Here is a 26,610-nt window from a genome sequence, read left to right as displayed (position 1 = left end):
CGAAGCCTATTCGCTTTCCGATAACGTCAGACTTCCGCCATTCGGCGACCTTGTTTTCCTGGAGCAGCACATGAGTGACTCGACCGCGCCCACGAATCCGGCCGACTGGTCCTTCGAGACCAGGCAGATCCACGCCGGGCAAGCGCCCGATGCGGCCACCGGGGCCCGCGCACTGCCGATCTACCAGACCACCTCGTATGCCTTCCGCGACACCGACCACGCCGCCGCGCTGTTCGGGCTCGCCGAGCCGGGCAATATCTACACCCGCATCATGAACCCGACCCAGGACGTGGTGGAACAGCGCATCGCCGCCCTCGAAGGCGGTGTGGCGGCCCTGCTGCTGGCCTCCGGGCAGGCGGCGGAAACCTACGCGATCCTGAACCTGGCGCAGGCCGGGGATCACATCGTGGCCAGCCCGCACCTGTACGGCGGCACCTACAACCTGCTGCACTACTCGCTGCCCAAACTGGGCATCGAGGTCAGCTTCGTCGAGGATCCGGACGATCTGGAGCAGTGGAAGGCCGCGGTGCGCCCGAACACCAAGGCTTTCTACGGCGAGACCGTCGCGAACCCGAGCAGCTCGATTCTGGACATCCCGGGCATCGCCGAGGTCGCGCACGCGGCGGGCGTGCCGTTGATCGTGGACAACACGGTCGCGACGCCGTATCTGATCCAGCCGCTGCAGCACGGCGCCGACATCGTGGTGCACTCGGCCACCAAGTACCTGGGCGGGCACGGTTCGGCCGTGGCCGGAGTGATCGTGGACGGCGGCACCTTCGACTGGACGGTCGAGGACGCCGAGGGCAATTCCCGCTTCCCCGGTTTCACCACGCCCGATCCCAGCTACCACGGTGTGGTATTCGCCGAACTCGGCGCGCCGGCATTCGCGCTGAAGGCGCGCGTGCAGTTGCTGCGTGACCTCGGCGCGGCCGTCGCGCCGTTCAACGCCTTCCTGATCGCGCAGGGCATCGAGACGCTGAGCCTGCGGGTCGAGCGGCATGTCGCCAATGCCCAGGCGGTCGCGGAGTTCCTGACGCAGCAGCCCGGCGTCGAGAAGGTCTACTACGCGGGCCTTTCCGACTCCCCCTGGCACGCACGCGGCAAACAGCTGGCACCCAAGGGTGTGGGCGCGATCGTGTCCTTCGAACTGGCCGGCGGCGTGGACGCGGGCAAGAAGTTCGTGGACGCGCTGGTCCTGCACAGCCATGTCGCTAACATCGGGGATGTGCGCTCGCTCGTCATCCACCCGGCCTCCACCACGCACGCGCAGCTGACGCCCGCCGAGCAGCTCGCTTCCGGCGTCACGCCTGGTCTCGTGCGTTTGGCCGTGGGTATCGAGGGCATCGACGACATCCTGGCGGATCTGCGCGCCGGACTGACGGCGGCGGCATCTTGACCGTGAGCATCGAATCGAGCACCTCCCGGCCGGCGGCGGAAGTCCTGCTTCCGCCGGCGGACGGCACGCTCGGCAGCATCGCTATCGGGGATGTGGAGCTCGAGAACGGGTCGGTCATCCCCGACGTCACCCTGGCCGTACAGCGGTGGGGCGAACTCTCGGCGAACGCGGACAACGTGGTGCTCATCGAGCACGCGCTGACCGGCGACTCGCATGTGGTGGGTCCCGCCGACGTGCATCACGCGCAGGCCGGCTGGTGGGACGGCGTGGTCGGGCCGGGTGCGGCGATCGACACCCGCGAATGGTGTGTCATCGCCACCAATGTGCTCGGCGGTTGCAAGGGCAGCACCGGGCCGTCCTCGCTGGCGGCAGACGGAAAGCCTTGGGGCGCACGGTTTCCCGAGATCACCATCCGGGATCAGGTGCACGCCGAGCAGAAGCTGTTCGACCTGCTCGGCATCGACCGGCTGGCCGCGGTGGTCGGCGGGTCCATGGGCGGCATGCGGGTGCTCGAATGGATGGTCGGCGCGCCCGAGCGGGTCGGCGCGGCACTCGTGCTGGCCGTCGGCGCGCGCGCCACGGCCGACCAGATCGGCACGCAGACAACGCAGATCGCCGTCATCAAGGCCGATCCGGACTGGCAGGGCGGCAACTATCACGGCAGTGATCGCGCCCCGATGACCGGCATGGGCCTGGCGCGGCGCATCGCGCACCTGACCTACCGCACCGAGGGCGAGCTCGACCATCGCTTCGAGAACCACGCCCAGGGGGATGAGAACCCTTGGGACGGTGGGCGTTACGCGGTGCAGAGCTACCTGGAGTACCAGGCCGACAAGCTCATCTCGCGCTTCGATCCGGCCACCTACGTGCTGCTCACCGAGGCCATGAACCGGCACGACGTGGGCCGCGGGCGCGGCGGCATCGAGGCCGCGCTGGCCTCGACGCTGGTGCCGTGCGTGGTGGGCGGCGTGGATTCGGATCGGCTGTATCCGCTGCGCACGCAGCAGGAGCTGGCGGATCTGCTGCCCGGCTGTAAGGGGCTGGAGATCGTGCGGTCCCGGGACGGGCACGACGGGTTCCTCACCGAGACCGAGGCGGTGGGCAAGCTGATGGTGGAGACCATGGATCTGGCCCGGACCGCGCGTGCGGCCCGGCGCTGAACCGGGTTACCGGAGCGACAACCGCATCGTGGCGCGGCGGCGCGGCCGGCCGTTCGGTCCGTAGATACCGAGCGGTCGCCTGAGTCGCACCTGTTTCACACGAATTATCCTGACGCACTGTTGGTTTCGCCCGAGTGACACCTCGGTTACCTGCCCCCGGATTCCGAGACGCAGAACCGCTGCGGCCGTAAAGTGTGATACATGACAGCGCCCTTCGATGACATGGATCTCCGCGATCTCGTCGAATTGCTCTCCGACGAGGAACAGCGTGAACTACGCCCCGCCATCCTGCGGGTACTGGACCGACTCCCCTCACAAGAGGTGCTGCGCCGCGAACTCGGACGGCGTCTCGTCACCAAGTGACGACACCGCGCGCTAGGTGACGCCCAGCGTGCTGATGGTGGCGGCCACCGCAATGGTCGCCCCGCCCAGCACGGCCATCCAGGCCACGTCGAACCGCTTGCTGCGCACAGCCAGCAACCCGGCCCGCTCGGTCGGCAACATCATGCGCAGCGCCGCCGCCAGCAACGTCGCCCCGCCGATCACATACGTCCCCCGCCGCCACCGATCCCACGCCAAAAACACCACCGCCACCACCAGCACGGCCCCCACCAACAGGATCGGCAGATTGTCGCGAACGAACGCACCGAAACGACTGCTCCGACTCTCGGGAGCGGCATGGGCGGCAGACACGATCCCGAGCTTAACGGCCATAGCGAGCCCGACCACAGTCACCCGCATGAGATGCCCGCATTCGTGGCTTATCGCCGTTTGTCGAGTTCGGACATGATCAGACGACGTGCCGGCTCACCACGGACAGCCTGGGCGGCTAGTCGGTCGAATGCTTTGCTGTACAGGACGATCTCTCGCGGCTGGGTGATTGTCAGCTCGGCGCTGAGTGTCTCGACATGAACGAGTCGATTGTCGAACATGATGAACCCGTTCGCGGACGGAGCTTCGTACACTGTGCGCTCCGGAATGATCCCGAGCAGAACCCGCGGCAAGGTCATCGCCGTCAGCAGGCGGTCAAGCTGCCCCAGCATCACCGAGTTGTCGCCAACCGTGGTTCTCAACACTTGCTCACCGATGACGAACGAGAACCGATGGTTTCCCCGATACAAGACCTGCTGGCGTTCGATCCGGGACGCAACGCCTTCGTCCAGATCATCCGGAATCCCGTAGAAGCCAATGACCTTCCGGAGAATGCCCTCTGCATACTCGGGCGTTTGGAGCAGCCCCGGAACCACTGCCGGCTCATACCAGCGCATCGAGCTGGATTCCGCTTCCAGCTTGACCGAGACCCGCTGTCTACGCCGCGTGCCGGTGCCGAGAATCCGCCGCCACTCCAGATAGGCAGCCTGGATGTTCCGCAGCGTCGCAATCAGATCCGGGAGTTGATCAACGCTGTTGGTGTGCGTGCACCACGCCCGGAGATCCAGCTCCGAGGGAGTTTGTTTGCCGTACTCGATTCGCGAGACTTTCGACTCGTGCCAGCGCGCCAGCTCGGCCAGCTTGCGACCAGTCAGACCTGCGTCGCGGCGAAGCTCCCGGAGTCTGAGTCCGAGAGCTTCCCTTTGTTCGTTTGCGGCACTGGTCACTTGGTATCGAGCGCCACGTAATCGGCGTGTGGAACGGCAGCCGACCACACGCGATCTCTAACTTCTCGGCAGTAGTCCACGATTCTCCGATCTTTGGTCAGAGCCCCGCCTGCCCACTGGCCGGAGGGCTCGAACACCGTGAAGGCTACTGACTCACCATCGAACAACCACCAGTCGTCAGCAGTCAGCCGACCCTGATCTATCAAATGCCGTGGCAGGTACCGGATGTCTTCTCCCGCCGCGATGTTCACACGGGAGACGATCAGCCCCCAGTCTGTATAAGGCGCATGCGGCACCGTGATCACACGTGCACGCCGAACGTGAACACCCCGCTCGGCGACCTCACGAATGAGAGCCGTCCACGGCTTCATCCACGCGTAGTCGTCAGGTTCGCCTGCCTTGAACCGCTCAAACGGCTCGAACTCTTCCGATGTTTCGTAAGTGTCCTGCACCTCCAGGTGAAACGCTTCCCGCTGGCAAGCACGAAGAAGGTTGTCGAACTCCTCACCCTGCAAGAGCAGCACCGTAAAACGCCCTCTCGTTCTTCGGAACCTCGATAGCCGTCTCGTCCTCGGCTAGATCCAACTGCGCCAACGTATCCGGCTCGGTGATCGGTCGGCCCGACAAAGTGAACGTTCCTCTGCCCGTGTCCTCCATCCGAGCGCCGACGAACGTATCCGGCTCGGCGAATCCGAGCAGCACGTGAGGTATTTCGACCACACCAGGGATGTCTGTTACCCATCCCTGCACGACGTAGGTACCGCAGTCGGAGACCGACAGCGACGGGCAGCCGCCACCCTGGGAACCGTTCTTGCCCAGCAATCGCAACAACATGATCAATCCTCTCGTCCAGCAGTATGCAGGAATTTGCGCCCTCTATCTCCGATGGTCCTCTGGTCTACCCGGTTCCACCGCTGAACCGACCTGAACTCGCAAATTGCTGCAAGCATGTGGCGTTCAGCTTGCCCCGACTCTTAGCGTCAGGTCAGGCGTTCGTGGCCAGCCAGTCGTACTGGCCCCGAGCCGCCCTCCCACCACACAGGCAGGGGTCGAGATGACTTGGCGCAGACGGCTTGTGGAGTTTCCCGGCGGCATTTTGGAGGCCGATGCCTACGAAGACGACGACGGCGGCGGGGTCTATCTGGAGTGCTTCATGCCTGGAGATCAGGACGACGAGGAACGGCGAGGAGCGGATATGCGTTGGAAGCCAACGGCATTGGGGTATGTTCGCACCGATGTCTCGGGGTTGGGGTTGCTGTGGGATCAGAGTCGGATACGGCGGCTCGCGGAGCGTCTCGGGTACGACTTCGCCGATATGGTGATCTATGACCCCAAGTTCGGGCGACCACCGCTCGCCCGGCTGAGAGCGCAGGCCACTCGACTGGATGCCGATGCCGTCATCGTCCCCGGCCCCGAGCACTTCGAAGACGGCCGGATACCCGGTGTGCTGGTCGAACAGATGGATGTGATCACGGTCCAATCGGAAGAGACCTACGCACGGCGCACTTTGCCACCGCTGCCGGAAGTGCCACCCGCCACGGCCGACGAAGCCTAGCTACCACGCAATTTCTGGCCATGGCTTCATCGTTGCGTCCCCATCGGACTCGAACCCCGAACCCGCTGATCGAGAGCTCCAGTCAATGCGCAGGTGGGACATAGATCTCAACGCGGAGACCTGGTTCAGGGATCAAGTAGGAGCAGTCGATGTCCGTGCGTGACCCGCGTGGTCGTAAGGAAAGTCGCATGTGGCGTCCCGAGAGTTTGGGGAAATCTTGGTGCTGGGTGGAATCCTCACGATTGAATGTTGATGCTTGGTGCCAGCGCAGACCCGGTCCCCAGACAAGGAGAGACCGGTCTGCGTCAGTGTCACGGTGCTGGATGTTGAACTCTATTCGGGTTCGATTTCATACCAATCTTGCCACTCTATACTGTCAGGCATCGCACCATCGCGATCATAGAGCTGAACTAGGGCGTTCTTCAGATCCGATTTGGTAATATTCGAATCGTCCGGAAAGCGTATTGCGTTTCCGAAATTTAGGTAAACAATAGGTTCGTTGACCTCGTTCGATCCTTTGCTGAAGAAGGCGCCATTGTGGCCTACAAAGCTGATGCCACAAGTGGTGCCACCGGGCTGGACTCCAACGCCGACACTTGCGATATCGTATCCATCTGGGCCGCTGGCAAATATTGATAGGTAGCTGTAGCTCGGATCCTCCAGGTCTGCCATCTCGTCTACGAGTTTGGCCAGATCCTCTCCGGAGGAAGGACGGATGGGATTCATCCCGTGCTCAGGTAGATACTGAGCTACAATATCTATCTTCATCGTTCCCCTTCTGAAAATTTGGGTATTTCAGAACCATTATAGGTTGCCTTGCCGCCTGGCCAAACGATAGTGATCGTACCGTTTGGGTCTGGCAGAAACGGTAGCGTCCTGAGGCATCCCGGACAAGGCCCGCCGCTGTGATTGATGACAATAATTGGATTCTTGATTCCTAGTTGTCTCGCGATCACAATTGCCTTCATTTCAACGTCGTATGCCCATCCAGGGCTGCCATGCGCATAGGGCCAGGCCGGCGTACCCTTGACCATTTCGGCAGCCTGCTTGTAGGGCTCTTCCGCGCCGCTCCACAAGGGTTCATAGGGATTCTCGAATGGTAATGGAATACGGTTACCATCGTCGTCCAACACGAACCCGATAGTTTTACCGCCAGTGCCTGTACTTTGGAAGCCGGGCAGATCCTCGAATGCCTTCTGCACTCCGGGCAGGTTCAGGGGTGAGCGTGAATCGCGATCTGCAGCGCCGGGGCCGTGGCTGGTGTCGCGACTGGATGCGGACGTGTCGGCGTGACCGGAAGGCCCAGAAGTTCGGTCAGCGGCGTTCCACGATCCAGAGCCTGTCGGCGAATCAGGGCTCCCACCACCGAAGGTCGGTGAGCTTTCCCCGGTGCCGCTATGCGCCCTGGCAGGTATGGCGTTTTGCCGTGAGATCTCGGCTTGTAGTTGGACGTGTTGTTCAACTCCCGCAACTACGTTCTTCCCCGCTTCTCGGATTTCTGCCATGCGTTGTTGCAGCTGGCTCAGTTCCAAGCCTTGCTGTGCAGTACTTTTCCCGAGGTCGAATTTGGTCAGGCCCGGTTGGGAGGCCAGCACGTCCTTGATCGGCATTACCGAGGTTGCAGGGGAGCTGTTCGGTTTCGTGAGGCCGAATGCCTCGGTCGGTTTCGGGACCGGCTTCACGGGTGCGGGAACTGATGCGCCGGGTGTGCCGAGGTCGCCCTTGCCGCCGGGTAGGCGGGTCCCGAACAGCGCGCCCCAGAGCAGGACGGAGTTCGGGTCACGGAAGTCGGGGAGTAGCCCGGTGGCCATGCCGACGTGGTTCCAGCCGCCGACCGGGTTTCCTTTGTCGAACTCGGCTTTGGCGGCCTGAGCGTTCTGAAACGCCGACTCGGCGATGGTGTTGTCGAAGTCGGGCAGGTTGGGATGGAATCCGAGCACCTCGCCGGCTGCGTTGATGACGGCGCCGATATCGGTCATCGCGAACAGGCCGACCAGCAGGTGTCCTGCTGCGCTGGTGGTGCCTTTGATGCTGAGTTTGCCGAGCCAGTTCTTCCATTCTGTGCTCGGGTCTCTGGCGGCGTCCGCGGCGGCAACTTGCGCGAAAGCCATACCCTGCGGTGTGTTCGGACCGCCGTATCCGACTGACCCCAGGGTGTAGGCGCCCTGGCCGAAGGAGTGCCCGAATCCGCCGAGCACCCTGGCGATACCGTCGGTGATCTTCTGACCGGCGGCCAGGCGGAGATCGTTCAGGCGCGACACCCATCCGTCGTCTGGCGAGCTGGTGTCGGGTGCCGGTGTGTGGCTGAGCACGTTGCCGTCGGCGTCGTATTCGGTGACCGCGCCGTTGTGGAATTTGGCGCGGTATCCGCCACCGGGTAGGGGTTCGGCGACGCCGCGTTCGCCGGTGGCGTAGTTCTCGAACGGGCCATCGGGCTGGCCTTGGGTGTTGACCGTCATGGTCATGCCGGAGGTGTTGGTGATCCGCAGTCCGGCGCTGGTCATGGCGACGCTGGTCATGCCCGTGGTGGGGTTGGCGATGTCGATGCGGATCGGCTGGTTGTTGTCGCCGAGTGTGGCTGTCCAGCCCGTGCCTCCGAGGCGGGGGTGGGGCTGGGCGACAGTGATTTTGGTGTCGACTGCGGTGAATGGCTGCAGTTGGCCCGGCAGGATGACGACCGTTGTCGTGGCGACTACGTTGCCGGGGTAGGTGGTGCCGTCGATCTCGATCGAGCCCGTGCCGGTGGCCTGGTCGCCGGTGACGGTCGCGCCGGAGGGAAGGGTTTTGCTTTCCCCGGGGGCGGGCCATTGCTGGATGTCCTCGGTGCCCAGGAAAGGGGGTGGTGGTACGTCGACGGTGTAGCCCTGCTCGGGGGTCCGGACAGTCCCATCAGGGTTGATGAGGCCTGGGAAGTTGACCGCGATGCTGGGATCGACCCTGTCCGCGTTGTTCAGATTCGTCGGCGCCGACTGGCCGCCGGGAAGAGTCGACTGCGGCGGTGTTGCGGGTTGCACTGAGCCGGGGGTATCCGACTTCGGTTGGGGCACTGGATCGTTGGCGAGCTGTTCGATCCTCTCCTGTGCCCTCGGCCCGGGGTCTCGCGGATGGAGTGGCAGGGGCGCGGATACTTCTTGCAGTGACGATGTCGGCGCGCTCGTGCGCGAGGTCATGTCTTGGACGGACCTTATTCGTGCGAACGTGCGAGTCGCTTCGTCCTCATTGCGCACGTTGATCGTCATCACTCGCGTGGCTCGATCAGAGGTGTTGCGGGTAGAGCGGGCGGTACCTGCAATGGCGGGGGTCAAGCTGGCCAGCCAGTTCGGTTGCCAGGCGGTATCGAGAGCGGGTGAGGTCACGACCGGTCCACTTCGTGCGGGCGACGGGAGACCGGGTTGTCGAGGTGGGCGGGTTCGTCGATTTCCTTCTCGGGCATGGGATATCGGGCCTTCAGGTAAACGGATACGAAAAAGACCCCGGCCCTGCTGGGCTCGGGGTCGAACAAACCGGCGCGGTCACCTTGGCCGGGAAGGAGTGCACGTAGCTGCGGGATTTGGTTGCCGCAGTTCTGGTATCGCTCAGGTCAGTTCCGCGTTCAAGCGCGGGTGCACCCCCTTGCTACCTCTGGTACGCCGCCCTTAGAAGAGGGGTCGAGCGACTTCGCAGACGCTGAAATCAGCGAACGAATTCGCTTGGTAGGAGGTTGATTTCCCGATAGAGCGGGAGAGCGGCACAGCTATGGCGCTGCAGTCAGCTTGGCTCAAGGCGTTTCGCCTTGTCAACCTTCAACGCGAACAGCGAGACATACTTGCAGGTAGAGCTCGATTGAGCTGGCAGGCGCCAGCCGGTTCGCCTGCGAGGTGGTTCCGTACCGCTGCGCTCCCAACCGCGGCTCCGCGTAGTCCCCTCCGATGTCGCAGTCGCCGTGGTCCTTGGCTTCCAGGACGCCACCCGGGGAAGCTGTAGATCCTCTGAAACAATCGGTATTCCCCGCCTCTTGCTCGACATCGGGGAAATCGAATGTTCGTCGGTCACGATGACCGACACAGGCCGGGGTACGTTCACACTCACCGGCAGACCGGTGACCGACTATAAGCTCATGAGAGGGTACTTCCTGTTGTGCTACAGCTGATGTTCTATGAGCCGCGTATCCCGCCCAATACGGGAAACGCCATTCGCTTGGCGGCCGGGACCGGATGTCATTTGCACCTGATCGAGCCGCTCGGGTTCGACCTGTCCGAACCCAAGCTCAAGCGGGCAGGGCTGGATTATCACGACCTTGCCTCGGTGACCGTGCACGAGAGCCTGGATGCGGCATGGAAGGCGTTGCAACCGGAGCGGGTGTTCGCGTTCACGGCCACCGCGACGACGCACAACACGGAGATCGCCTATCGCGAGGGGGATGTGCTGCTGTTCGGGCCCGAGCCCACCGGGCTGCCCGAGGAAGTGCTCGCGGATGCGCGGATCACCGAGCAGGTGCGGATTCCGATGATTCCGGGGCGGCGGTCGATGAACCTGTCCAATGCCGCCGCTGTCGCCGTGTACGAAGCCTGGCGGCAGTTGGGCTTTCCGGGGGCGGTCTGATGGCGAGCGTGGTGCGGGCGACGATCAAGCCCGGTAGCAAGAAGGGGCCGCTGGTGGAGACCGGCGACGACGGCACGCTGGTGCTGTATGTGCGGGCGCCCGCGGTGGAGGGCAAGGCCAACAAGGCGGCCTGTGAGCTGCTGGCCCAGCATTACGGCGTGCCGAAATCCGCCGTAACCCTCACCGCGGGAGCCACTTCCCGCTTCAAACGGTTCGAGATAGCCGACTGATTCAGGACTGCACGGCTACCGCGTCCACCTCGAACAGCATGGTGGGCAGGGCCAGGGCGGCTACGCCGGAGAGGGTTTGCGCCGGCGGCTGATCACCCCAGATCTCGGCGATCTTCTTGCCGAGGATCGCGAGCTTGTCCAGGTTGTGGTCGACGATGTGGGTGCGCAGCTGCGCCACGTCGGCGTAGTCCAGACCCACCGTGCGCAAAGCCTTCCCGAGATTGGCGAAGGCGCGGTCGACCTGTTCGGCGAAGTCGCCGGTGGTGGTGTTGCCGTTCTCGTCGGAATCGTACTGGCCCGCAATGAACACCAATTCGCCGCGGACGCGGGCAATGTGGCTGTAGCCGAAGCCGGTCGGGTCGTGCAGTTCGGCCGGGTTGATCAGTTCGATGGACATGCTGTGCTCCGCTCTCGTGGATGTGCGACATCAGGAGGACGACATGGCGGGCGCGATCGTGACATGCGTTCGCTGTCAGCGGAAATCGCGGGAGCGTGCGGTGATCCGGAGATCCAGGCGCTGCAGGTGATCGGCCACCACGGTGACCGCGCCCTCGGCGTTCTGGACCCTGCCGCGAATGAGCAGAGCGGGCGCGGATTGGGCCAGGCGGCGATAGCGCGCCCACAGGCCCACCGAGCAGACCACATTGACCATGCCGGTCTCGTCCTCCAGATTCAGGAAGGTGACGCCCGCGGCGGTAGCGGGGCGCTGCCGGTGGGTGACCGCGCCGCCGACCAGAACCCTTGTGCCGTCAGGGATGTCGAGCAGCCCGGAGGCGGGCACGACACCCAGGGCGTCGAGGCGGTCGCGCAGGAATTCGGTCGGGTAGCTGTCGGGTGAGATGCCGGTCGCCCAGACGTCGGCGGCAGCCAGTTCCAGATCGCTCATGCCGGGCAGGGCGGGTGCGGCGGTGGCCGCGCCGGTGCCGGGAATGCGGTCGTGGCGTTCGGCCGCGGCGGCCCCGGCGGCCCACAGCGCCTGGCGGCGGGTGATGCCGAGACTGCCGAGCGCGCCCGCCGTGGCGAGGGCCTCGGCCTGCGGGACGGTGAGCTCCACGCGGCCGGTGAGGTCCACGAACGAGGTGTACGGACCGGATTCCCTTGCGGCGACGATCCTTTCGGCCAGGTCGGTGCCGAGCTGGCGGATGGAGGCCAGACCCAGCCGGATCTGGGTGCCGCGCGCCTCCAGGGTCGCCTCGGCCAGCGAGTGATTGATATCCGGCCCGTGCACCGCCACCCCGTGCCGCCGGGCATCGGCCACCAGCGACTGCGGCGAGTAGAAACCCATCGGCTGAGCGCGCAGCAGACCCGCGCAGAACGCCGCCGGATGATGCAGCTTGAACCAGGACGAGTAGAAGACGATGGACGCGAAACTCTGCGAATGACTCTCCGGGAAGCCGAAATTCGCGAAGGCGTACACCTTCTCGTAGATGCGGTCGGCCACCTCGCCGGTAATGCCGTGCAGCTCCCGCATGCCGGTGTAGAAGCGTTCGCGCAGCCGGTTCATCTTCTCCGGTGAGCGTTTGGAACCCATGGCGCGGCGCAGCTGATCGGCCTCGGCGGGGGTGAAACCCGCGACGTCCACGGCCATCTGCATGAGCTGCTCCTGGAACAGCGGCACGCCGAGCGTGCGCTCCAGCGAATTCTCCAGTGCCGGATGGTCGTACACCGCCTTCTCCTTGCCATTGCGGCGACGGATGTAGGGGTGCACGGAACCGCCCTGAATGGGTCCGGGGCGAATGAGTGCGACCTCCACCACCAGGTCGTAGAAGTTGCGCGGTTTCAAGCGCGGCAGGGTCGCCATCTGGGCGCGCGATTCCACCTGGAAGACGCCGACCGAGTCGGCGCGGCACAGCATGTCGTAGACGGCCTGCTCGCTCAGATCCAGTTGGTGCAGCTCCACCGTCTCACCCTTGTGCTCGCGCACCAGATCGATCATGTAGTGCAGGGCGGACAGCATGCCCAGGCCGAGCAGATCGAATTTCACCAAACCCGCTGAGGCGCAATCGTCCTTGTCCCATTGCAGGACACTGCGGCCCGGCATGCGCGCCCATTCCGTCGGGCACACATCGGCGATGGGGCGATCGCAGATCACCATGCCGCCGGAGTGAATGCCGAGATGCCTTGGCAGGCCCTCCAATTCACCGGCCAGCGCGAGGACCTCGCGGGGGATGTCGGTGTGCTTCTCCTCTGTCACGCCGGTCCAGCGGCTCACCATGCCGGCATTTCCACCCCCGGTATTGTCCCTCGGGCCCCCCACTGTGAAATGCCACGAGGTCGTCTGCTTGCTCCAGGCGTCTTGCTGCCCGGTCGAGAAACCGAGCGCGCGTGCGGCATCGCGCACCGAGGAACGACCGCGATAGGTGATCACATTGGCCACCTGCGCCGCGTACTGGCGGCCGTACTTGGCGTAGACGTGCTGGATGGCCTCCTCGCGCCGATCCGATTCGATATCCACGTCGATATCGGGCGGCCCGTCCCGCTCCGGCGACAGGAAGCGTTCGAACAGCAGCTTGTTTGCCACCGGATCCACATTGGTGATGCCGATGGCGTAGCAGACCGCCGAATTGGCGGCGGAACCCCTTCCCTGACAGAGGATGTCGTTGTCTCGGCAGAAGCTGACGATGTCGTGCACCACCAGGAAGTAGCCCGGAAAGCCGAGCTTCTCGATCACCCGCAGCTCATGCTCGAGCTGGTCGTAGGCTTTCGGATTCCCGGCGCGCGGGCCGTAACGCCGCGCCGCGCCCTGATAGGTGAGTTCCCGCAGCCACGAGTTCTCGTCATGCCCGTCCGGCACATCGAACGGCGGCAGCCGCGGTGCGATCAAACGCAGATCGAACGCGCAATCCCGGGCCAGCGCAACGGCATTCGCCACCGCCTCCGGGCAGGCGGCGAACAGTCGCGCCATCTCCGCCCCGGAGCGCAGGTGCGCGCCGCCGGTCGGAGCGAGCCAGCCCGCCATGTCGTCCAGGCTGCTGCGCGCCCGGATGGCCGCCAGCGCCATGGCCCTTCTCCGCTGCGGCGGGGCCGCGAAATGCGCTCCGGTGGTGGCGAGTACGGGCAAACCGAGGCGATCGGCCAGTGCCACCAGCCGGGCATTGCGCTCATCGTCCTCGGGAATGCCGTGGTGGGTCAGCTCGACACTCACATGGTCCCTGCCGAACCGTTCCACCAGCTCCCGCAGCGCTGCCTCCGCCGCCGCGTCGCCCTGCTGAAGTGCTTGCCGCACATGCCCTTTCCGGCATCCGGTGAGAATGTGCCAGTGTCCGCCCGCCGCCTCGGTGAGCCGGTCCAGGTCGTAGCGCAGAATCCCCTTCTCGCCCGCCACCATGTGCGCCGCCGCCATCTCCCGCGACAACCGTCGATACCCCTCCTGTCCGCGCGCCAGCACCAGCAGATGCGGGCCGACGGGATCCGGTGCGCCGGTGCGCGGGGCGGAATCGCCCCACCCGGAATCGGGTTCGCTGGGCCACGCGCCGCCCATGGGCGCGGCTCCCCGGCGTCCCGCCATGCGTACGGGCTCGTCCTGGCGTCGCGATCCATTGCGCCGCTCCGGCGGCGTCCCGGAACCGCCGGGGGGTCGGGCCGCACCGCGCCGCACCAGATGTTTTCCGGCGCGGGCGGCGGTGCCGAGGGACAGCTCGGCTCCGAAGATGGTCGGCATTCCCCATTCGCGCGCGGCTTCGGCGAAGCGGACGACGCCGTAGAAGCCGTCGTGATCGGTGATGGCGAGGGCTTCGAGGCCGAGTCGCACGGCCTCCTCCACCATCTCCTCCGGCTGGCTCGCGCCGTCGAGGAAGCTGTAGGCGGAGTGGGCGTGGAGTTCGGCATACGGCACGACCGGACCGGCGGGCCGCTCGACGGGTGCCGCGCGATATTCGCCGCGGGTGCGGGACCATGCCGGGCTGTCGCTGCCGTCGCCGGGGTGCTCGGGCTCGACGCGGCCCGGCCTTCCGGACAGCACGCGCTCCATTTCCGCCCATGAGGGCGGACCCTGGCCCCAGCCCACCGTACCTCCTCGCACCGACACGAATCGAACACACATTCGATAGCGTGGAACGATACACGGGCTCGTACCGAACGGTTTGTATTGACTCGACCTCGGCCATGCGGCGGAGGGAAATCCTGGCCCCGGAACTTACTTTGGAGTAAGTTCTAGGCATCCCCGATCTGCGCAAGGAGCAGCGATGAGCGAGAACGCCCTCAACGGCGACGGCTACCTGGCCCGTCGACGTGCCCGCCGGGACCTCACCGGCAAGCACATCGTCATCACCGGAGCGTCCTCCGGCATCGGGCGCTCCGCCGCCCTGGCCGTCGCCGACAAGGGCGGCACGGTGATCCTGCTCGCCCGCCGCGGCGACGAACTCGACGCGGTGGTCGAGGAGATCACCGCCAAGGGCGGCAAGGCGTTCGGCTACCAGTGCGATGTCACCGACGCCGAATCCGTGGACCGCGCCATCACCATCATTCTCGACGAGCACGGCCACGTGGACATGCTGGTCAACAATGCCGGCCGCTCCATCCGCCGCGCCGTGCACCGCTCCACCGACCGCATGCACGACTTCGAACGCACCATGGCCGTCAACTACTTCGGCGCGGTGCGCATGACACTCGCGCTGCTGCCGCAGATGCGTGAGCGCAAAGACGGTCACATCGTGAACATTTCGAGCGCGGGCGTGCAGGTGGCGACGCCGCGCTTCGCCGCCTACCTGGCCAGCAAGGCGGCGCTGGACAAGTTCGCGGAGGTGACGGCGGCCGAAATGCGGTCCGACAACATCACTTTCACCACCATCCACATGCCGCTGGTGCGCACGCCCATGATCACGCCCAGCGGCGATCAGGGCACGCCCACCCAATCCGCGGAGTGGGCGGCGGCGCTCATCGTGCGCGCGCTCAGTGAGCGGCCGCGCCGAATCGACGTTCCCCTGGGCACTCTCGCCGAATACGGCAACCTCGTCGCGCCCGGCATCAAGGAGCGGGTGCTGCACCGGTACTACCGGGCCATCGGCGATTCACCCGCCGCCAAGGGCGAGAAGGTGACCGAGCCGGCAACCACCGACCTGGAAATCGTTGTGCCGCAGCGTCGGCGGCGGCCGACCCTGCCCGCCGTGCGCGCCACCGGCACGGTGTTGCGCCGGGCGGCGCGACTGGTGCCCGGAACGCACTGGTAGACCCACTCTCGGGTGGGCTCTCAGGGGCTTCGCCCCCGAACTCCCAGCAGCACGAGGGCGACGCCTCGGCCCCCCCGAGAGCAGGAGTGCCCTCTGGCCCGTGCGGGAGCACCCCTGGCCGAATACGCCGAACCCCCAGAAGCATTGCGCTTCTGGGGGTTCGATCTACCCGGGGTCAGTTGGCGGGGGTCGTGGTTGTCGTCGTGGTGGTCGGCGGTGTGGTGGTGATCGCCGGGATCGTCGCCTCGGGTGCGGCGACCTGGGTACGCGGGTCGGTCGTCGGAGCAACCGTTGTCGGAGCCACCGTCGTCGGGGCCACGGCCACCGGGTTCTCGGTCTTGGGGGCGGTGGTCGGGGCGACCGTGGTCGATCCACCTGTTGTGGTGGTGGTCGTCGAGGTCTCGGACTTCGGCGCGGTGGTCGTTGTGCCCGGGGCCGTCGTCGTCGAACCACCGGTGGTGGTGGTCGTCTTGCCGCCGGTTGTGGTGGTGGCCTTCACGGTCGTCTTGGCGGTGGCCTTCACCGTGGTGGTCTCCGGGGCCGAAAGACGTTCGACGCGCGGGGTTTCGGCGACCTTGCGGGCGGTGTCGTAGTCCGCCTGCTGCGGCTGCGCCTTGGTGTCGACCGGTTCGCCGGCCTGCGCCTGCTTGGCCAGGTGGGTCAGCCAGGCGGCGGCGTATTCGGCCGAGGACTGGTTCTTGCCGCTGGCCGGATCCGCGTCGTTCCAGTAGTCGAAGTGGTGGCCGGTGCCCTCACCCAGGGTCTGCTGGTACGGGTCGCTCATGATCACCGGAATCGTGTTGGTATTGGTCATGATCAGACCCACGATCTCGTTGAACACCTTCTGCGGCAGGTAGGCCAGCGGCGACATCTCGTTGGTGGAAATGGAACTCGCGTTGGAGACCTCCTTGGCCGGCTGCCCCGGCTTGTAGGAGGGATCCGAAACCTTCAGCAGCACATCGAGGAATGTCTCGTTGCTGGTCCACCAGCCCGGGTTGTTCGAAATGTATTCGAAGGCCGAGAAACCGGTCTTGGCGAGCACGGTCGCCACATCCTGACCCGTTGCGGGAGTGAGCCCTTCGTTCTGCAGAGCGTCGACATTGATCTGCCGGCCCACATTCGCCGCCAGGTTCAGCAGCGAAATGTTCTTGGGCGCACTGCAGGTCAGATCGCCGTCGGAGCAGAAGGACGCCACCTTGCCGTTCAGCGCACCGAAGTCGCCGCCGGTGCCGGGCAGCGCGCCCTGACCGGAAGCACCCGTGCCGCCATAGTTGGAGCCGTAACCGTCCGGGTGATTGGGGTCGGTCGCGCCGACGAACGGGCCTTCGCCCGCACCGCGTCCCGCGTCCGCGAGAATGACGACGCCGACCACGTTCTTCGGATCGGTCACCTCGTAACCATCCGAGGCCGAGTCGTTGCCGATGCCCATGGCCACACGCCGCGCCACATCCGCGCCCTCGCTGTAGCCGACAATCGAGAACCGGGTATCCGGGCAAGCCTGCGAGATCTGCCGCATCACCTCTTTGGTGTTGGTGACGCCGGTGTTCACCGCATCCTCGTAGGTGCTCATGTTCGCCGGGTAGGAGATGTAGACCGCGGAGTACGAGCCGTCGGCGACATCGTCCTTGGGTGCGTTGGCGATCGGGTCGAGCCAGCGGCTCTGATAGTCGTCGGTCAGCGCGGCGGGCAGTTCGTTGCCGTTCGCGTCGACGAGCATCTTCACCGATCCCTGCTGCGGGGCGTCATTGCGCCCGGCAATCGAGATGGTCACCATGTCGTGGCATTCGGTCACCGACGAGACCAGCAGCGGGTCGGCGGTCTGCGGCTTCTGCTCGGAGGTCGTCAATATGAGCGTCGCGCCCACGATCGCCACCACACCCAGAGCTGCCGGACCGGCAACCAAGGGTGAGCCGAGGCGGGCGCGCGTCAGCACATTGCGAAGAGCCATTGTCCTGATCCCCATTCCTGTTCGTCGCGTGGGCGGACAGGCCCCCCGACAGGCCGTGATTCGGTGGGAATGTCGTCGATCGAGAAGCGGTCGTTACATCCGGCAGGTCACACAGCAACCCTGTCGATATCGACTCTTCCCCGTTCGACCTATGGGTGGCAGGGTCCAGAGCAGGACCCGTCGACCCAGGAGGAGAACCATGAAGTACATGCTGATCATGCGTGCTACCGACGAGGCGTACGCGGACATGGAGAAGGTCGACTTCGACGAACTCTTGAACACCATGGGCAAATTCAACGACGAACTGATTCGCGCCGGCGTGCTGCTCGCGGCCGAAGGACTCGCCGACGCCTCCGAAGGGGTAGTGGTGGACTACTCCTCGGAGCCGCCGGTGGTCACCGACGGGCCGTACGGGGAGACCAAGGAGTTGTTCGGCGGCTTCTACCTGCTCAATGTGGCCTCGCAGGAGGAGGCGGTCGCGTGGGCCAAGCGGATGCCCATCATCGGCGACGGCAAAGGGTTCAAGATCGAGATTCGGCGCGTGCCCACCATCGACGAATTCCCACAGGACAACAAATGGATTCAGATGGAGAGGGCCTGGCGCGAAGCCACCGGGCAGCTCTGAGCAATGAGCGCGGCCGACCGTGAGGCAACTGTCGGCGATGACGCGGCAGCCGCCGGGCACGCCGAGCAGGCAGCGGTGGCAGACGCCGGCGATGCGGTACCCACCACCGGGCGCGAAGCCGTGGCGGCCGTCTGGCGCATCGAATCCGCGCGGATCGTCGGTGCGCTGGCGCGGTATACCGGGGAATTCGCGCTGGCCGAGGATCTCGCACAGGAGGCACTCGCCGAGGCGCTGGTGACCTGGCCACGCGACGGAGTGCCGCGGCATCCGGCAGGCTGGCTGCTCACGGTCGCGCGACGACGGGCCATCGACCTGTTCCGGCGGCGGTCCGCGCTCGACGCACGGTATGCCGCCTTCGCCCGGGAGCTGGGTGAGGGCGGCATGGCCGCGGGCGGTGTTCCCGAGGAATCGGAAGACGCGGGGCTGCTGTGGGATCCGGACCGCATCGACGACGACATCCTCGCGCTCATGTTCACCGCATGCCATCCCGTGCTGGCGCGTGAGGCGCGGGTGGCGCTCACCCTGCGCGTGGTCGGCGGCCTCACCAGCGACGAGATCGCCCGCGCCTTCCTGGCGCCGACCGCGACCGTGCAGGCGCGGATCACCCGGGCGAAGAAAACCCTCGCGGCGGCGCGGGTCTCCTTCGAGGTGCCGCCCGCCGGAGAACGCACGGCGCGGCTGGGGTCGGTGCTCAGCGTCATCTACGTGATCTTCACCGAGGGCTCCACGGCCAGCTCCGGCACCGACCTGATCCGATTCGACCTGGCGGGTGAGGCGGTGCGGCTGGCGCGGGTGCTGGCGCGACTCGTGCCCGACGAACCCGAAGTATCCGGCCTGCTGGCGTTATTGGAGCTCACGGCAGCCCGATTCCCCGCCCGCACCGGACCGGACGGGGAGCCCGTACTCCTGGAAGATCAGGACCGGCGACGCTGGGATCGCGCCGCCATTCGCCGGGGACGGGCGGCGCTGGAGCATGCGGCACGCGTCGGACGCGGGCTGGGCGCCTACGGTTTACAGGCCGCGATCGCCGAATGTCATGCCGTCGCAGCATCTGTCGAAGCGACGGACTGGGAGCGCATTGTGCTGCTGTACGAGGCCTTGGGCCGACTGGCGCCGTCACCGGTCGTCGAATTGAACCGTGCCGTAGCGGTTTCCATGGCCCGCGGGCCCGCGGCGGCACTGCCGATCGTCGACGAACTGGCGGCGGCGGGAACCCTGTCCACATCGCAGCTGCTGCCGGGTGTGCGCGGCGAGCTGCTCGCTCGGCTCGGCCGAAACATCGAGGCGCGCACCGAATTCGAGCGGGCGGCGAAATTGTGCGGCAATGCCCGTGAGCGCGCGGTCCTCGAACGAAAGCTCGCGGCTCTCGAATCCGGCGATTACTGACGTTCGAGGCGTGAAGCCGCAACCCCGTCATCCCGGCGCGCTTTTGGCCGGGATCCACACCCGCAGCGGCGCGGATCGGACAGTCAAGGCAGCAGGCGTACTTCGCCGACCACGATCGCGGTGGCGGGCTTGGGGCCCGCACCACAGCTGGCCTGGCGCGGCGCGTGGGCGACGGTGTGGGTGGTCACCAGCCAGCGGCGGCCGTCGCGATGGGTCACCAGGGCCGCGCCCGCGAACATGGCTGGATCATGCGAGGTCGCGGGATCCACCTCGGCGGGCGCCACGGTGAGATCACCGAGGGCCACGCAGGTGTCGGCGGTGCGGACCTGGCCGGGCAGACCGGCCGTATCACCGGGTAGCGCGTCGGCTTCGGGCTGGTCCCGGAGCGTGTAGTTCTCGTCGATGAGGCGTTGGGCGACAGCGAGTTCCGCGACCTGTTCCACCGGGGTGTGGAAGCTGTGGCCGCGCAGGCCGTCGAGGGAGATGTGGCCGCGGCGGGCGGCTGCGACGGCGGTGAGCGCGGCGTCGGCGTCCACGCGGCCGTAGGTGAGGCCGCTCGGCAGCAGGACCATGGCGGGGGCGAAGCGGTGGCCGCCGGTGTGGGAGCACTCCCAGACCTGGTCGGGGTATGCGGCGGCCAGGCGGGCGGCGATGGGACGGCCGAGCAGGGCGCAGCACTGGTCGCGTTTGCCGTGGGCGCAGACCAGGGTGAGCGGATCCGTCACGCGCGCACCGATTCCCGGAGCCGGGCCGTTGATCAGGTGCAGGTCGAGGTCGAGCAGCTGCTTCAGGTCGGTGATCTCGAAGCGTTCGCACCAGGTGTCCTCGGCGCTGGTGCGGGCGAGGAGAACCGTTCGGACGCCGGTGAATTCATTGCGGCCGGGGCGGCGGATGAGGGTGGGGCGGACGTGCGCGGCCTTGGTGCGGGCGGCCAGTTCGGCGGTGATCTCCGGGCCGAGCACCTCGTCGCCGATGACATCGCGGCCCCACGCGCCCGGCTGCTCCACGCACAGCCAGCCGGTGATGTGCGTGGCACTGCCGGGTAGTGGAATGTCCTGGGAGGCAGCCGAACACAGCAGGCCCGCGAAATCGGTCACAGCGGCTGCCCGTCGATGAGCTTCTGGATCAACTGTTGCAAGCGTCGCTCTCGGGTTTCGGGGCGGGCCGCGCTGCCCAGGTGGTAGCCGACGGCGATACGCGATTGCGCCGGAAGGGTTTCGAAGAACGCGGCCGCTTCGGGATTGCGGGCCAGCGCGTCCAGGAAGTCCTGCGGGAGGTCCCGGCCGTAGGCGTTGTCCCAGCGCCCGTCCTCCTTGGCGCGGTCGATCTCGGCCTGCCCGGCCGGATGCATGAGCCCCTGCGCGATGAGCTCCGCGACCAGACCCACATTCCGCTGCGACCACGGGCTGCGCCGCCGCCGGGGTGTGAAGCCCTGGAGGTAGAACTCTTCGTTCAGCCGCCGCGACTGCCCGTCGATCCAGCCGAAGCACAGCGCCTGCCGGAGCGCGCCGTCATAGTCGAGCGACAGGTATCCGGTGCCCTTCTTGGCGAATTTCACCCAGATGCCGTCCACGGCCGCATGATTGGCCGCCAGCCAGTCCCGGAACGATTGCTCGTCGGGAAAGAACAGCGTGGGACGCTCGACTCCGGACACCCCTCAACTGTAAATACCTGCGATGAGACCCTCGAATCCGTGGCCTTGATCCGGTGGTTGCGGGGGAATCAGTGCCCGAGGAAGGGCAGCACCGCGGACTCGAATTCGCGGTAGCGATCACGGTGGATGCTGTGCCCGCAGGTGAAGGCGCGGACCGAACAGTCGGACATGGTCGCCCGCATCTGATCCAGTTTGCCGGGATCGACCATGCCGCCGGGGCCGCCGCGCAGGAACAGGGTGGGCGCGGTGATCTCGGCCAGCCCCTCCCACCATTCCGGATACGGTTTGCGGAACTGTTCCAACGCTGTCCCCGTCATGGACCGATCGAACGCCAGCACCGCCCGCGGATGCCGCAGCAGGCTGGTGGTCGCGTGCCAGAGCTCCGGGACCGACGGCAAACGCCGGGTCAATGTCACCTGTTCGTCGCCGGATCGCAGCGGCAACGGCTGCTCCTCGATCACCAGCCGCCGCACGATCTCGGGCCGCTGCATGGCCACCCACGACACCGCATACCCACCCAGCGAATGCCCCACCAGATCCACCGACTCCAACCCGAGCCGCTCACACAACCGCAGCACGTCCGCGCCGAACTCGGAAAAAAGATACGAATCGGTATGCGCGCTGCGCCCGTGACCGCGCAGATCCGGAACGATCACCCGCCGGCCCCGCCGCACCAACTGCGCCGCGAACCGATCCCAGGTATGCCCGTCCCCGCCCATCCCGTGCACGAGCACCACCGGCGGACCACCATGACCGGCCGCCGCCCCCGAATCCCGATAGGCGATCAGCACGTCGTCGAACTCGACCCGGGTGACCGTCTCCACGATCAACCAGGGTACGGACCCGCCCGAACCCGCCGCCCGCGAATGTGCGCATCGCCATAATCCCGGGCTACTCGTAGAGGCCCTCGACCTGCCAGGTCCGGTTGTGGCCGCGGAGGAGCAGGACGCGGCCGTCCTCGTCGATCTGGACCTGGGCGCGGGCGAGGAAACCGTGCCGGCATTGGGGGGTCCACCAGGCGTCGTCCAGTAGCCAGGGACCGGCCCAGCCGATCAGTTTCCAGCTGCGGCTGCCCCAGTGCAGGTGGGCCGGGTCGGCGGTGAACAGGCCGCGGTCGTCGATCCAGACGGGGGTGCCGTCGGCGGCCTCGAGTCGCACGTCGGGGCGGTTCGGGAGCAGGACCGTGGGGGCGGGTTCGGGGAGGCGGCCGGGCCAGGGCTGGGCGGGGTCGGCGGCGGGGACGGGTTCGTCGCCGAGCGGGACCATGGTGACGCGTTCGGCGGGGCCGCGGCCGCCGCTCAGGACGCCCATGCGCACGGCGTCGCCGCCGAGCAGGCCCTGGACCCGGAGCAGGACGCGGCGGGCACGTTCCTCTTCCTCGCCGACACCGCCCCAGAGGCCCAGTTGCAGGGCTCCGGCCGAGACGACCTCGAGTGGCTCCAAACGCAATACGGTGATCGGGGAGCCGGGGTTCTCGTCGCCGAAGTGGTCCGGGTCCAGGTGGTCTGTGTCGAAGTCCTTGCTGCGCCGGGTGTTTCGAGACGCCGGTGGTCGTTGTGCCGCGCGGCGGTTCAGGGCGCGGCGGGTGAGCCAGCCGTCGAGTTGCCAGCGGATCCGGTCGGCGGTGCTGTCCGGGGTGAGGGGTTCGGCGCAGCGCCAGACTCGGGAGAAATGTTCGCCCGCTTCGGTTTCGGCGTGGATTTCCAGGCGGGTACAGGCGACCGAGGCCGCCGACAGGGTCGCGTGCAGGCGGGTGGCGAGCATGCGTCCGGCGAAAGCGGCGGCGTCCACGCGGTCGATCGGCGGATCGCAGCGGTACTCCACCGCCAGTTCGGCCGGGGGCACGCGCGCGGAGGCCGGGCGCTCCGGCAGCGCGCGGGCACATCGGTGCGCGATGATGGCGTCCTGCCCGAACCGCGAGGACACCTCCGCCGGGGTGAGCGCCGCGAAATCACCGATCCGCCGCAATCCCAAGCGGCGCAGCAGATCCACCAGGTCCGCCCGCTCCGGAGCGGCCAGCGCCGGTTCCACCGCCAGCTCGGAAACCGGCAGCGGCGCAAGAAATTCCGCCCCTTTCCCGGGCGGCACAATGGTGGCCCGCCGCGCCGCGAACACCGCCGTCGACAATTCGTCGGCGATCCCGATCTGACATTCCGCCCCGGCCGCCGCCACCGCGTCCACAAGCTGTTCCGCCGCAGCCTCTTCCGACCCGAAGAACCGTGCCGCCCCGCGCGCCGCGACCGCCACCAACCCCGGCCGCAACACCTCCACCCCCGGCACCGTGGCATCCACCGCCGTCACCACGGCTTCGAAAAACCGTGCGTCCCGCTCCTTATCCTCCTGCACCACAATCAGATCCGGGCACCTCCCCTGCGCCTCCCGCTTCCGCAGCCCGCGCTGGATCCCCTCCGCCCGAGCCACCGCCGAACACGCCACCACCCGATTGTTCGCCAGCACCGCCACCGCCCGCGTCACCGCCACCCCCGCCTCGATGGCCGCCGCCACCGCGGGCCAATCCGGGCACCACACCACCAGCACCCGCGACCGCGCCTTCACACACACCTCACCACTACGGCGCTCCCGCACCACCCGACACCGAAAACCCTTGCGCCGCAGTTCACAGCGGCCATCGCAGCACGGCGCCGGTCTCGCCCGCGCCACCGTTGTCCACGCCCACGGTGCCGTTACCCACAACCGCCTCCGCTCGCGCCGCTACCGATGTCGACGTCGGGGTGAACATTGCGCGACGTCGACGCCGCTACTACTTACGCCTGCATCGCCCGCCCCGATTGCCGGACCGCGGAAGATCATCCGTCCGCCGGGCCGCGGAGGCGCCACCGTCCATAGCGGAACAGAGGCACCTCCGCCCGCCGGATAGCAGAGGGGCACTGGATGATTCGTGTGCCGTGGTCGCCGGGCGAACGATCACACGACGCGGCGGAGCCGCGCCTTCGCTCGCCAGGGCGACAGCGGGCGTCCCGTCCATCAGCCAGCCGAGGACGGGGACCGTCGCCGCCTGCTGGTGGCCGGCTGCCCGTCAGCGCGGCCCCGGGGGATGTCTCCAGATCAGGAGACCGCATGGCGGACGGGCCGCAGGGGCTCGGCCGCGGGCTGGTCGGCGGTGACCCACTCGACCTTTCCGTCCTGGGGGCTCAGGGCGAGGTGGCCGAGGCGAGGCTGGGCGGAGCGGCCGCGGACCCGGACGTCCAGGCGGACCGTGCGCAGGCGGCCGCAGCCGCGACCCAGACCGCTGTAGCCCGTGACGCGGGTGTCGATGTGCAGGGCGGGGCCTGACCAGTTCCCGCCGGTGACCAGGAGGGTGGAATTCTTGCTGCGGGCCCGCGCGGCGAGAACTCGGGTGCGCGATTGCGGGACGGAGAGTCCGTTCAGGCCGAGCACCACCAGGTCGAGACCTTCCAGCAGGACCGACGCTATCTCCAGGGGATCGGAGCCGGGGTCCGAGACAACGGCCAGACGGTCCAGTCGCGCACCCATTTCGGCCGCGGCCAGCAAGCCCAGCCGCGGCAGCCCGACCACGGCGGCATGACCGCCCGCGCCGGTGACCGCGGCCAGCAGACCCGAGAGCAGGGAGTGCGCGCCGTTGTAGGCGACCACCGAACCTTTCGCCAAACCGCCGTCGGGCAGCAGGCCGGCCAGGGCGGGCGGCACCGGCAGGGCCTCCCGGTGAAACTCTTCGGCCGCCGGTACCCGCGCCGCGGCTTCCCCACCGCGCGCCGGCACCGCGGCCATGCGCCGCCGCAGTTCCGTCAGTTTTCGCTGCTTCTCTTCCGCTGCCGAACCCATCTATCGACCACCTCTCCCACCAATGGATGGACTCCGCCGAAGCGGCCCGAGGCTACTCAGCACCGATTCAGCTACCTACCCGAATCGAATATACGTTCGATTCATGCTCAGTAGAACTCGAGCCCAGGCGCACGTCAAGGGCATACGGTCGGACACGCTGTGCGTCACATGATCAGGATTTCCAGGGCTCCGGAAAACCCGGGCGAAGTCGACAAGTCCGGACAATTCACAACAGACACCAAGATCGGCGCGGCAACCTTCGACAACCCGCTATCCCGCTCGGCGACAGGGCAATTCGGTCGATTGCCGGAAGGTGGCCGCAAACCTCCGGTTTCGAACCAGGCCAGTCAGGATGGTTTTCCGCTACCCTGCACGACGTGACCGAACGCGCCCGTCCCATCGTCGGCCCCGATTACCTGGTCGCCGGCCGCTACCGTCTCCAGTCCAAGCTCGGCGGCGGCGGCATGGGCGCGGTGTGGCTCGCGCACGACCGGCTGCTGAACCGCGATGTCGCCATCAAGCAGGTGCTCTCCCTCGCCGACCTGAGCGAGGAGGAAGCGACCGAGGTGCGACGGCGCATCATGCACGAGGGCCGCGTCGCCGCCAAGCTCTCGCACGAGCACGCCATCGCCGTCTACGACGTCGAACTCGAGGCCGGGGAACCCTGGCTCGTCATGGAGTACCTGCCGTCCCGCAGTGTGGCCAAGGCGCTTTCGCTCACCGACACGCTCTCGCCGATCGAGGTCGCGCAGATCGGCGCGCAGGTCGCCGACGCGCTGGCCGCCGCGCACGCCGCCGGCATCGTGCACCGCGACATCAAGCCCGGCAATATCCTCGTCGCCGATCGCGGTGACGAGGTGGGCATGGTGAAGCTCAGCGACTTCGGCATCTCCAGCGGCGCCGGCGACACCGACGAACCCGGCGACGTCATCACCGGCACCCCCGCCTACCTGCCGCCGGAGGTGGCGCGCGGGCAGCGGCCGACCGCCGCCAGCGACGTATTCTCGCTCGGCGCAACCCTGTACACCGCCATCGAGGGGCAGCCGCCGTACGGCTTCGACGAGGACAGCAATGTGATCGTCGAGCGGGCCGCCATGGCGCAGATCATTCCGCCGGAGCGCACCGGGCCGCTCACCGCCGCCCTGCTGCACATGATGGAACCGGCCCCGCAACGCCGGCCCACCATGACCGAGGCGCGCAATGAGATCCTCACCGCCGCATTCGGTCCCGGGACCGCGCCCTATATTCTCGGCGCGCCGGTGCGCACCGAGGACGGGACGATTCCGGCATGGGCGGCGCGCAACTCCGCCGCCGGATTACGCAGCCCGCACTCCAGCCCCCTGCCCCGGCCGCAGCGGGCCGCCGCGCAGACTCCGGCTGCGGCGCAACCGAAGTCGAAGGGATTCGATTTCGCGAACCTGGGCCCCAATGCCGGGCCCATCGCGGTGGCGATCGGCCTGCTCATCGGGCTGCTGATCATTATCGTGCTGCTCGTCGCGCTGTAA

24 protein-coding genes are annotated in these 26,610 nt (G+C 67.0%); 10 read left to right on the top strand and 14 right to left on the bottom strand.

Features of this window, described 5'->3' with window-relative positions; genetic code table 11:
* Positions 1–70 precede the first annotated feature (70 nt).
* From H0264_RS06645 to H0264_RS06635, 3 genes are all read left to right on the top strand, one after another.
* Positions 71–1,396 (top strand): bifunctional o-acetylhomoserine/o-acetylserine sulfhydrylase, encoded by a 1,326-nt coding sequence (locus H0264_RS06645; protein WP_181583145.1) that lies wholly within the window; start codon positions 71–73, stop codon positions 1,394–1,396.
* Entirely contained in the window at positions 1,393–2,556 is a 1,164-nt protein-coding gene (metX, locus tag H0264_RS06640) for a homoserine O-acetyltransferase MetX (protein WP_181583144.1), read from the top strand. Before H0264_RS06645 ends, metX begins: the two co-directional genes overlap by 4 nt.
* 201 nt (positions 2,557–2,757) lie before the next feature.
* Entirely contained in the window at positions 2,758–2,919 is a 162-nt protein-coding gene (locus H0264_RS06635) for a hypothetical protein (protein WP_181583143.1), read from the top strand.
* A 12-nt stretch (positions 2,920–2,931) separates the two neighbouring features.
* Here the strand turns inward: H0264_RS06635 and H0264_RS06630 are convergent, their stop codons facing one another.
* From H0264_RS06630 to H0264_RS06615, 4 genes are all read right to left on the bottom strand, one after another.
* Positions 2,932–3,249 carry a DUF3017 domain-containing protein gene (locus H0264_RS06630; RefSeq protein ID WP_231084167.1) on the bottom strand — a complete coding sequence of 106 codons (318 nt, stop codon included), beginning with the start codon at positions 3,247–3,249 and terminating at the stop codon, positions 2,932–2,934.
* A 68-nt stretch (positions 3,250–3,317) separates the two neighbouring features.
* The gene (locus H0264_RS06625; protein ID WP_181583141.1) at positions 3,318–4,154 is read right to left on the bottom strand and encodes a helix-turn-helix domain-containing protein; all 837 of its coding nucleotides are present in this window, start codon (positions 4,152–4,154) and stop codon (positions 3,318–3,320) included.
* On the bottom strand, positions 4,151–4,678 hold the full coding sequence (locus tag H0264_RS06620; RefSeq protein WP_181583140.1) for a DUF6879 family protein: 528 nt from the start codon (positions 4,676–4,678) through the stop codon (positions 4,151–4,153). The genes H0264_RS06625 and H0264_RS06620 overlap by 4 nt, the downstream gene beginning before the upstream one ends.
* Positions 4,659–4,988 (bottom strand): hypothetical protein, encoded by a 330-nt coding sequence (locus H0264_RS06615; protein ID WP_181583139.1) that lies wholly within the window; start codon positions 4,986–4,988, stop codon positions 4,659–4,661. The genes H0264_RS06620 and H0264_RS06615 overlap by 20 nt, the downstream gene beginning before the upstream one ends.
* A gap of 241 nt (positions 4,989–5,229) precedes the next feature.
* Between H0264_RS06615 and H0264_RS06610 the strand changes: the two genes are divergently transcribed.
* Positions 5,230–5,709, top strand: a complete 480-nt coding sequence (locus H0264_RS06610; protein ID WP_244976122.1) for a hypothetical protein — start codon at positions 5,230–5,232, stop codon at positions 5,707–5,709.
* A 333-nt stretch (positions 5,710–6,042) separates the two neighbouring features.
* Here the strand turns inward: H0264_RS06610 and H0264_RS06605 are convergent, their stop codons facing one another.
* Together H0264_RS06605 and H0264_RS06600 are read right to left on the bottom strand one after the other, a co-directional pair.
* Positions 6,043–6,477 (bottom strand): Imm1 family immunity protein, encoded by a 435-nt coding sequence (locus H0264_RS06605; RefSeq protein ID WP_181583138.1) that lies wholly within the window; start codon positions 6,475–6,477, stop codon positions 6,043–6,045.
* Entirely contained in the window at positions 6,474–8,948 is a 2,475-nt protein-coding gene (locus H0264_RS06600; RefSeq protein ID WP_181583137.1) for a DddA-like double-stranded DNA deaminase toxin, read from the bottom strand. Before H0264_RS06600 ends, H0264_RS06605 begins: the two co-directional genes overlap by 4 nt.
* 889 nt (positions 8,949–9,837) lie before the next feature.
* Here H0264_RS06600 and H0264_RS06595 point away from each other — a divergent pair.
* Entirely contained in the window at positions 9,838–10,290 is a 453-nt protein-coding gene (locus H0264_RS06595; RefSeq protein ID WP_420832040.1) for a tRNA (cytidine(34)-2'-O)-methyltransferase, read from the top strand.
* Positions 10,290–10,520 carry a DUF167 domain-containing protein gene (locus H0264_RS06590; RefSeq protein WP_181583135.1) on the top strand — a complete coding sequence of 77 codons (231 nt, stop codon included), beginning with the start codon at positions 10,290–10,292 and terminating at the stop codon, positions 10,518–10,520. The genes H0264_RS06595 and H0264_RS06590 overlap by 1 nt, the downstream gene beginning before the upstream one ends.
* Before the next feature lies 1 nt (position 10,521).
* On the opposite strand, the gene H0264_RS06585 is transcribed toward H0264_RS06590, so the two are convergent.
* Together H0264_RS06585 and H0264_RS06580 are read right to left on the bottom strand one after the other, a co-directional pair.
* Positions 10,522–10,917, bottom strand: a complete 396-nt coding sequence (locus H0264_RS06585) for a RidA family protein (RefSeq protein WP_181583134.1) — start codon at positions 10,915–10,917, stop codon at positions 10,522–10,524.
* Positions 10,918–10,992: 75 nt separating this feature from the next.
* Positions 10,993–14,526: an error-prone DNA polymerase gene (locus tag H0264_RS06580; protein WP_244976121.1), complete on the bottom strand. Its 3,534-nt coding sequence runs from the start codon at positions 14,524–14,526 to the stop codon at positions 10,993–10,995.
* 178 nt (positions 14,527–14,704) lie between these two features.
* On the opposite strand from H0264_RS06580, the gene H0264_RS06575 reads away from it, so the two are divergent.
* Positions 14,705–15,688, top strand: a complete 984-nt coding sequence (locus H0264_RS06575) for an SDR family NAD(P)-dependent oxidoreductase (RefSeq protein WP_181583133.1) — start codon at positions 14,705–14,707, stop codon at positions 15,686–15,688.
* A 175-nt stretch (positions 15,689–15,863) separates the two neighbouring features.
* On the opposite strand, the gene H0264_RS06570 is transcribed toward H0264_RS06575, so the two are convergent.
* Complete coding sequence (locus H0264_RS06570) at positions 15,864–17,636, bottom strand: cutinase family protein (protein WP_181583132.1); 1,773 nt, start codon at positions 17,634–17,636, stop codon at positions 15,864–15,866.
* 199 nt (positions 17,637–17,835) lie between these two features.
* Between H0264_RS06570 and H0264_RS06565 the strand changes: the two genes are divergently transcribed.
* Both H0264_RS06565 and H0264_RS06560 read left to right on the top strand, forming a co-directional pair.
* Positions 17,836–18,261 carry a YciI family protein gene (locus tag H0264_RS06565; RefSeq protein WP_181583131.1) on the top strand — a complete coding sequence of 142 codons (426 nt, stop codon included), beginning with the start codon at positions 17,836–17,838 and terminating at the stop codon, positions 18,259–18,261.
* Positions 18,262–18,264: 3 nt separating this feature from the next.
* The gene (locus H0264_RS06560) at positions 18,265–19,647 is read left to right on the top strand and encodes an RNA polymerase sigma factor (RefSeq protein WP_181583130.1); all 1,383 of its coding nucleotides are present in this window, start codon (positions 18,265–18,267) and stop codon (positions 19,645–19,647) included.
* Positions 19,648–19,730: 83 nt separating this feature from the next.
* Here H0264_RS06560 and H0264_RS06555 read toward each other — a convergent pair whose 3' ends face one another.
* The 5 genes from H0264_RS06555 to H0264_RS06535 all read right to left on the bottom strand — a co-directional run bounded on the left by H0264_RS06555 (position 19,731) and on the right by H0264_RS06535 (position 25,105).
* Positions 19,731–20,744: a sucrase ferredoxin gene (locus H0264_RS06555; RefSeq protein WP_231084157.1), complete on the bottom strand. Its 1,014-nt coding sequence runs from the start codon at positions 20,742–20,744 to the stop codon at positions 19,731–19,733.
* A complete protein-coding gene (locus tag H0264_RS06550) occupies positions 20,741–21,301 on the bottom strand; it encodes a YdeI/OmpD-associated family protein (RefSeq protein WP_181583129.1) in 561 nt (186 codons plus the stop codon). The genes H0264_RS06555 and H0264_RS06550 overlap by 4 nt, the downstream gene beginning before the upstream one ends.
* Before the next feature lie 68 nt (positions 21,302–21,369).
* A complete protein-coding gene (locus tag H0264_RS06545; protein WP_244976120.1) occupies positions 21,370–22,125 on the bottom strand; it encodes an alpha/beta fold hydrolase in 756 nt (251 codons plus the stop codon).
* Between the two features lie 67 nt (positions 22,126–22,192).
* The gene (locus tag H0264_RS06540; RefSeq protein ID WP_244976119.1) at positions 22,193–23,857 is read right to left on the bottom strand and encodes a DNA polymerase Y family protein; all 1,665 of its coding nucleotides are present in this window, start codon (positions 23,855–23,857) and stop codon (positions 22,193–22,195) included.
* A 510-nt stretch (positions 23,858–24,367) separates the two neighbouring features.
* The gene (locus H0264_RS06535) at positions 24,368–25,105 is read right to left on the bottom strand and encodes a hypothetical protein (RefSeq protein ID WP_181583128.1); all 738 of its coding nucleotides are present in this window, start codon (positions 25,103–25,105) and stop codon (positions 24,368–24,370) included.
* A 377-nt stretch (positions 25,106–25,482) separates the two neighbouring features.
* Between H0264_RS06535 and H0264_RS06530 the strand changes: the two genes are divergently transcribed.
* The gene (locus H0264_RS06530; protein WP_181583127.1) at positions 25,483–26,610 is read left to right on the top strand and encodes a serine/threonine-protein kinase; all 1,128 of its coding nucleotides are present in this window, start codon (positions 25,483–25,485) and stop codon (positions 26,608–26,610) included.

It is taken from the genome of Nocardia huaxiensis, assembly GCF_013744875.1.
GTDB lineage: Bacteria > Actinomycetota > Actinomycetes > Mycobacteriales > Mycobacteriaceae > Nocardia > Nocardia huaxiensis.
This window is presented reverse-complemented; position numbering and strand designations above follow the sequence as displayed.

Coding starts and splice junctions, on each gene's coding strand:
- H0264_RS06645 (WP_181583145.1), top strand. CDS start 71: ATGAGTGACTCGACCGCGCCCACGAATCCGGCCGACTGGTCCTTCGAG.
- H0264_RS06635 (WP_181583143.1), top strand. CDS start 2,758: ATGACAGCGCCCTTCGATGACATGGATCTCCGCGATCTCGTCGAATTG.
- H0264_RS06615 (WP_181583139.1), bottom strand. CDS start 4,988: ATGTTGTTGCGATTGCTGGGCAAGAACGGTTCCCAGGGTGGCGGCTGC.
- H0264_RS06605 (WP_181583138.1), bottom strand. CDS start 6,477: ATGAAGATAGATATTGTAGCTCAGTATCTACCTGAGCACGGGATGAAT.
- H0264_RS06600 (WP_181583137.1), bottom strand. CDS start 8,948: ATGACGATCAACGTGCGCAATGAGGACGAAGCGACTCGCACGTTCGCA.
- H0264_RS06595 (WP_420832040.1), top strand. CDS start 9,838: ATGTTCTATGAGCCGCGTATCCCGCCCAATACGGGAAACGCCATTCGC.
- H0264_RS06590 (WP_181583135.1), top strand. CDS start 10,290: ATGGCGAGCGTGGTGCGGGCGACGATCAAGCCCGGTAGCAAGAAGGGG.
- H0264_RS06585 (WP_181583134.1), bottom strand. CDS start 10,917: ATGTCCATCGAACTGATCAACCCGGCCGAACTGCACGACCCGACCGGC.
- H0264_RS06575 (WP_181583133.1), top strand. CDS start 14,705: ATGAGCGAGAACGCCCTCAACGGCGACGGCTACCTGGCCCGTCGACGT.
- H0264_RS06570 (WP_181583132.1), bottom strand. CDS start 17,636: ATGGCTCTTCGCAATGTGCTGACGCGCGCCCGCCTCGGCTCACCCTTG.
- H0264_RS06565 (WP_181583131.1), top strand. CDS start 17,836: ATGAAGTACATGCTGATCATGCGTGCTACCGACGAGGCGTACGCGGAC.
- H0264_RS06560 (WP_181583130.1), top strand. CDS start 18,265: ATGAGCGCGGCCGACCGTGAGGCAACTGTCGGCGATGACGCGGCAGCC.
- H0264_RS06535 (WP_181583128.1), bottom strand. CDS start 25,105: ATGGGTTCGGCAGCGGAAGAGAAGCAGCGAAAACTGACGGAACTGCGG.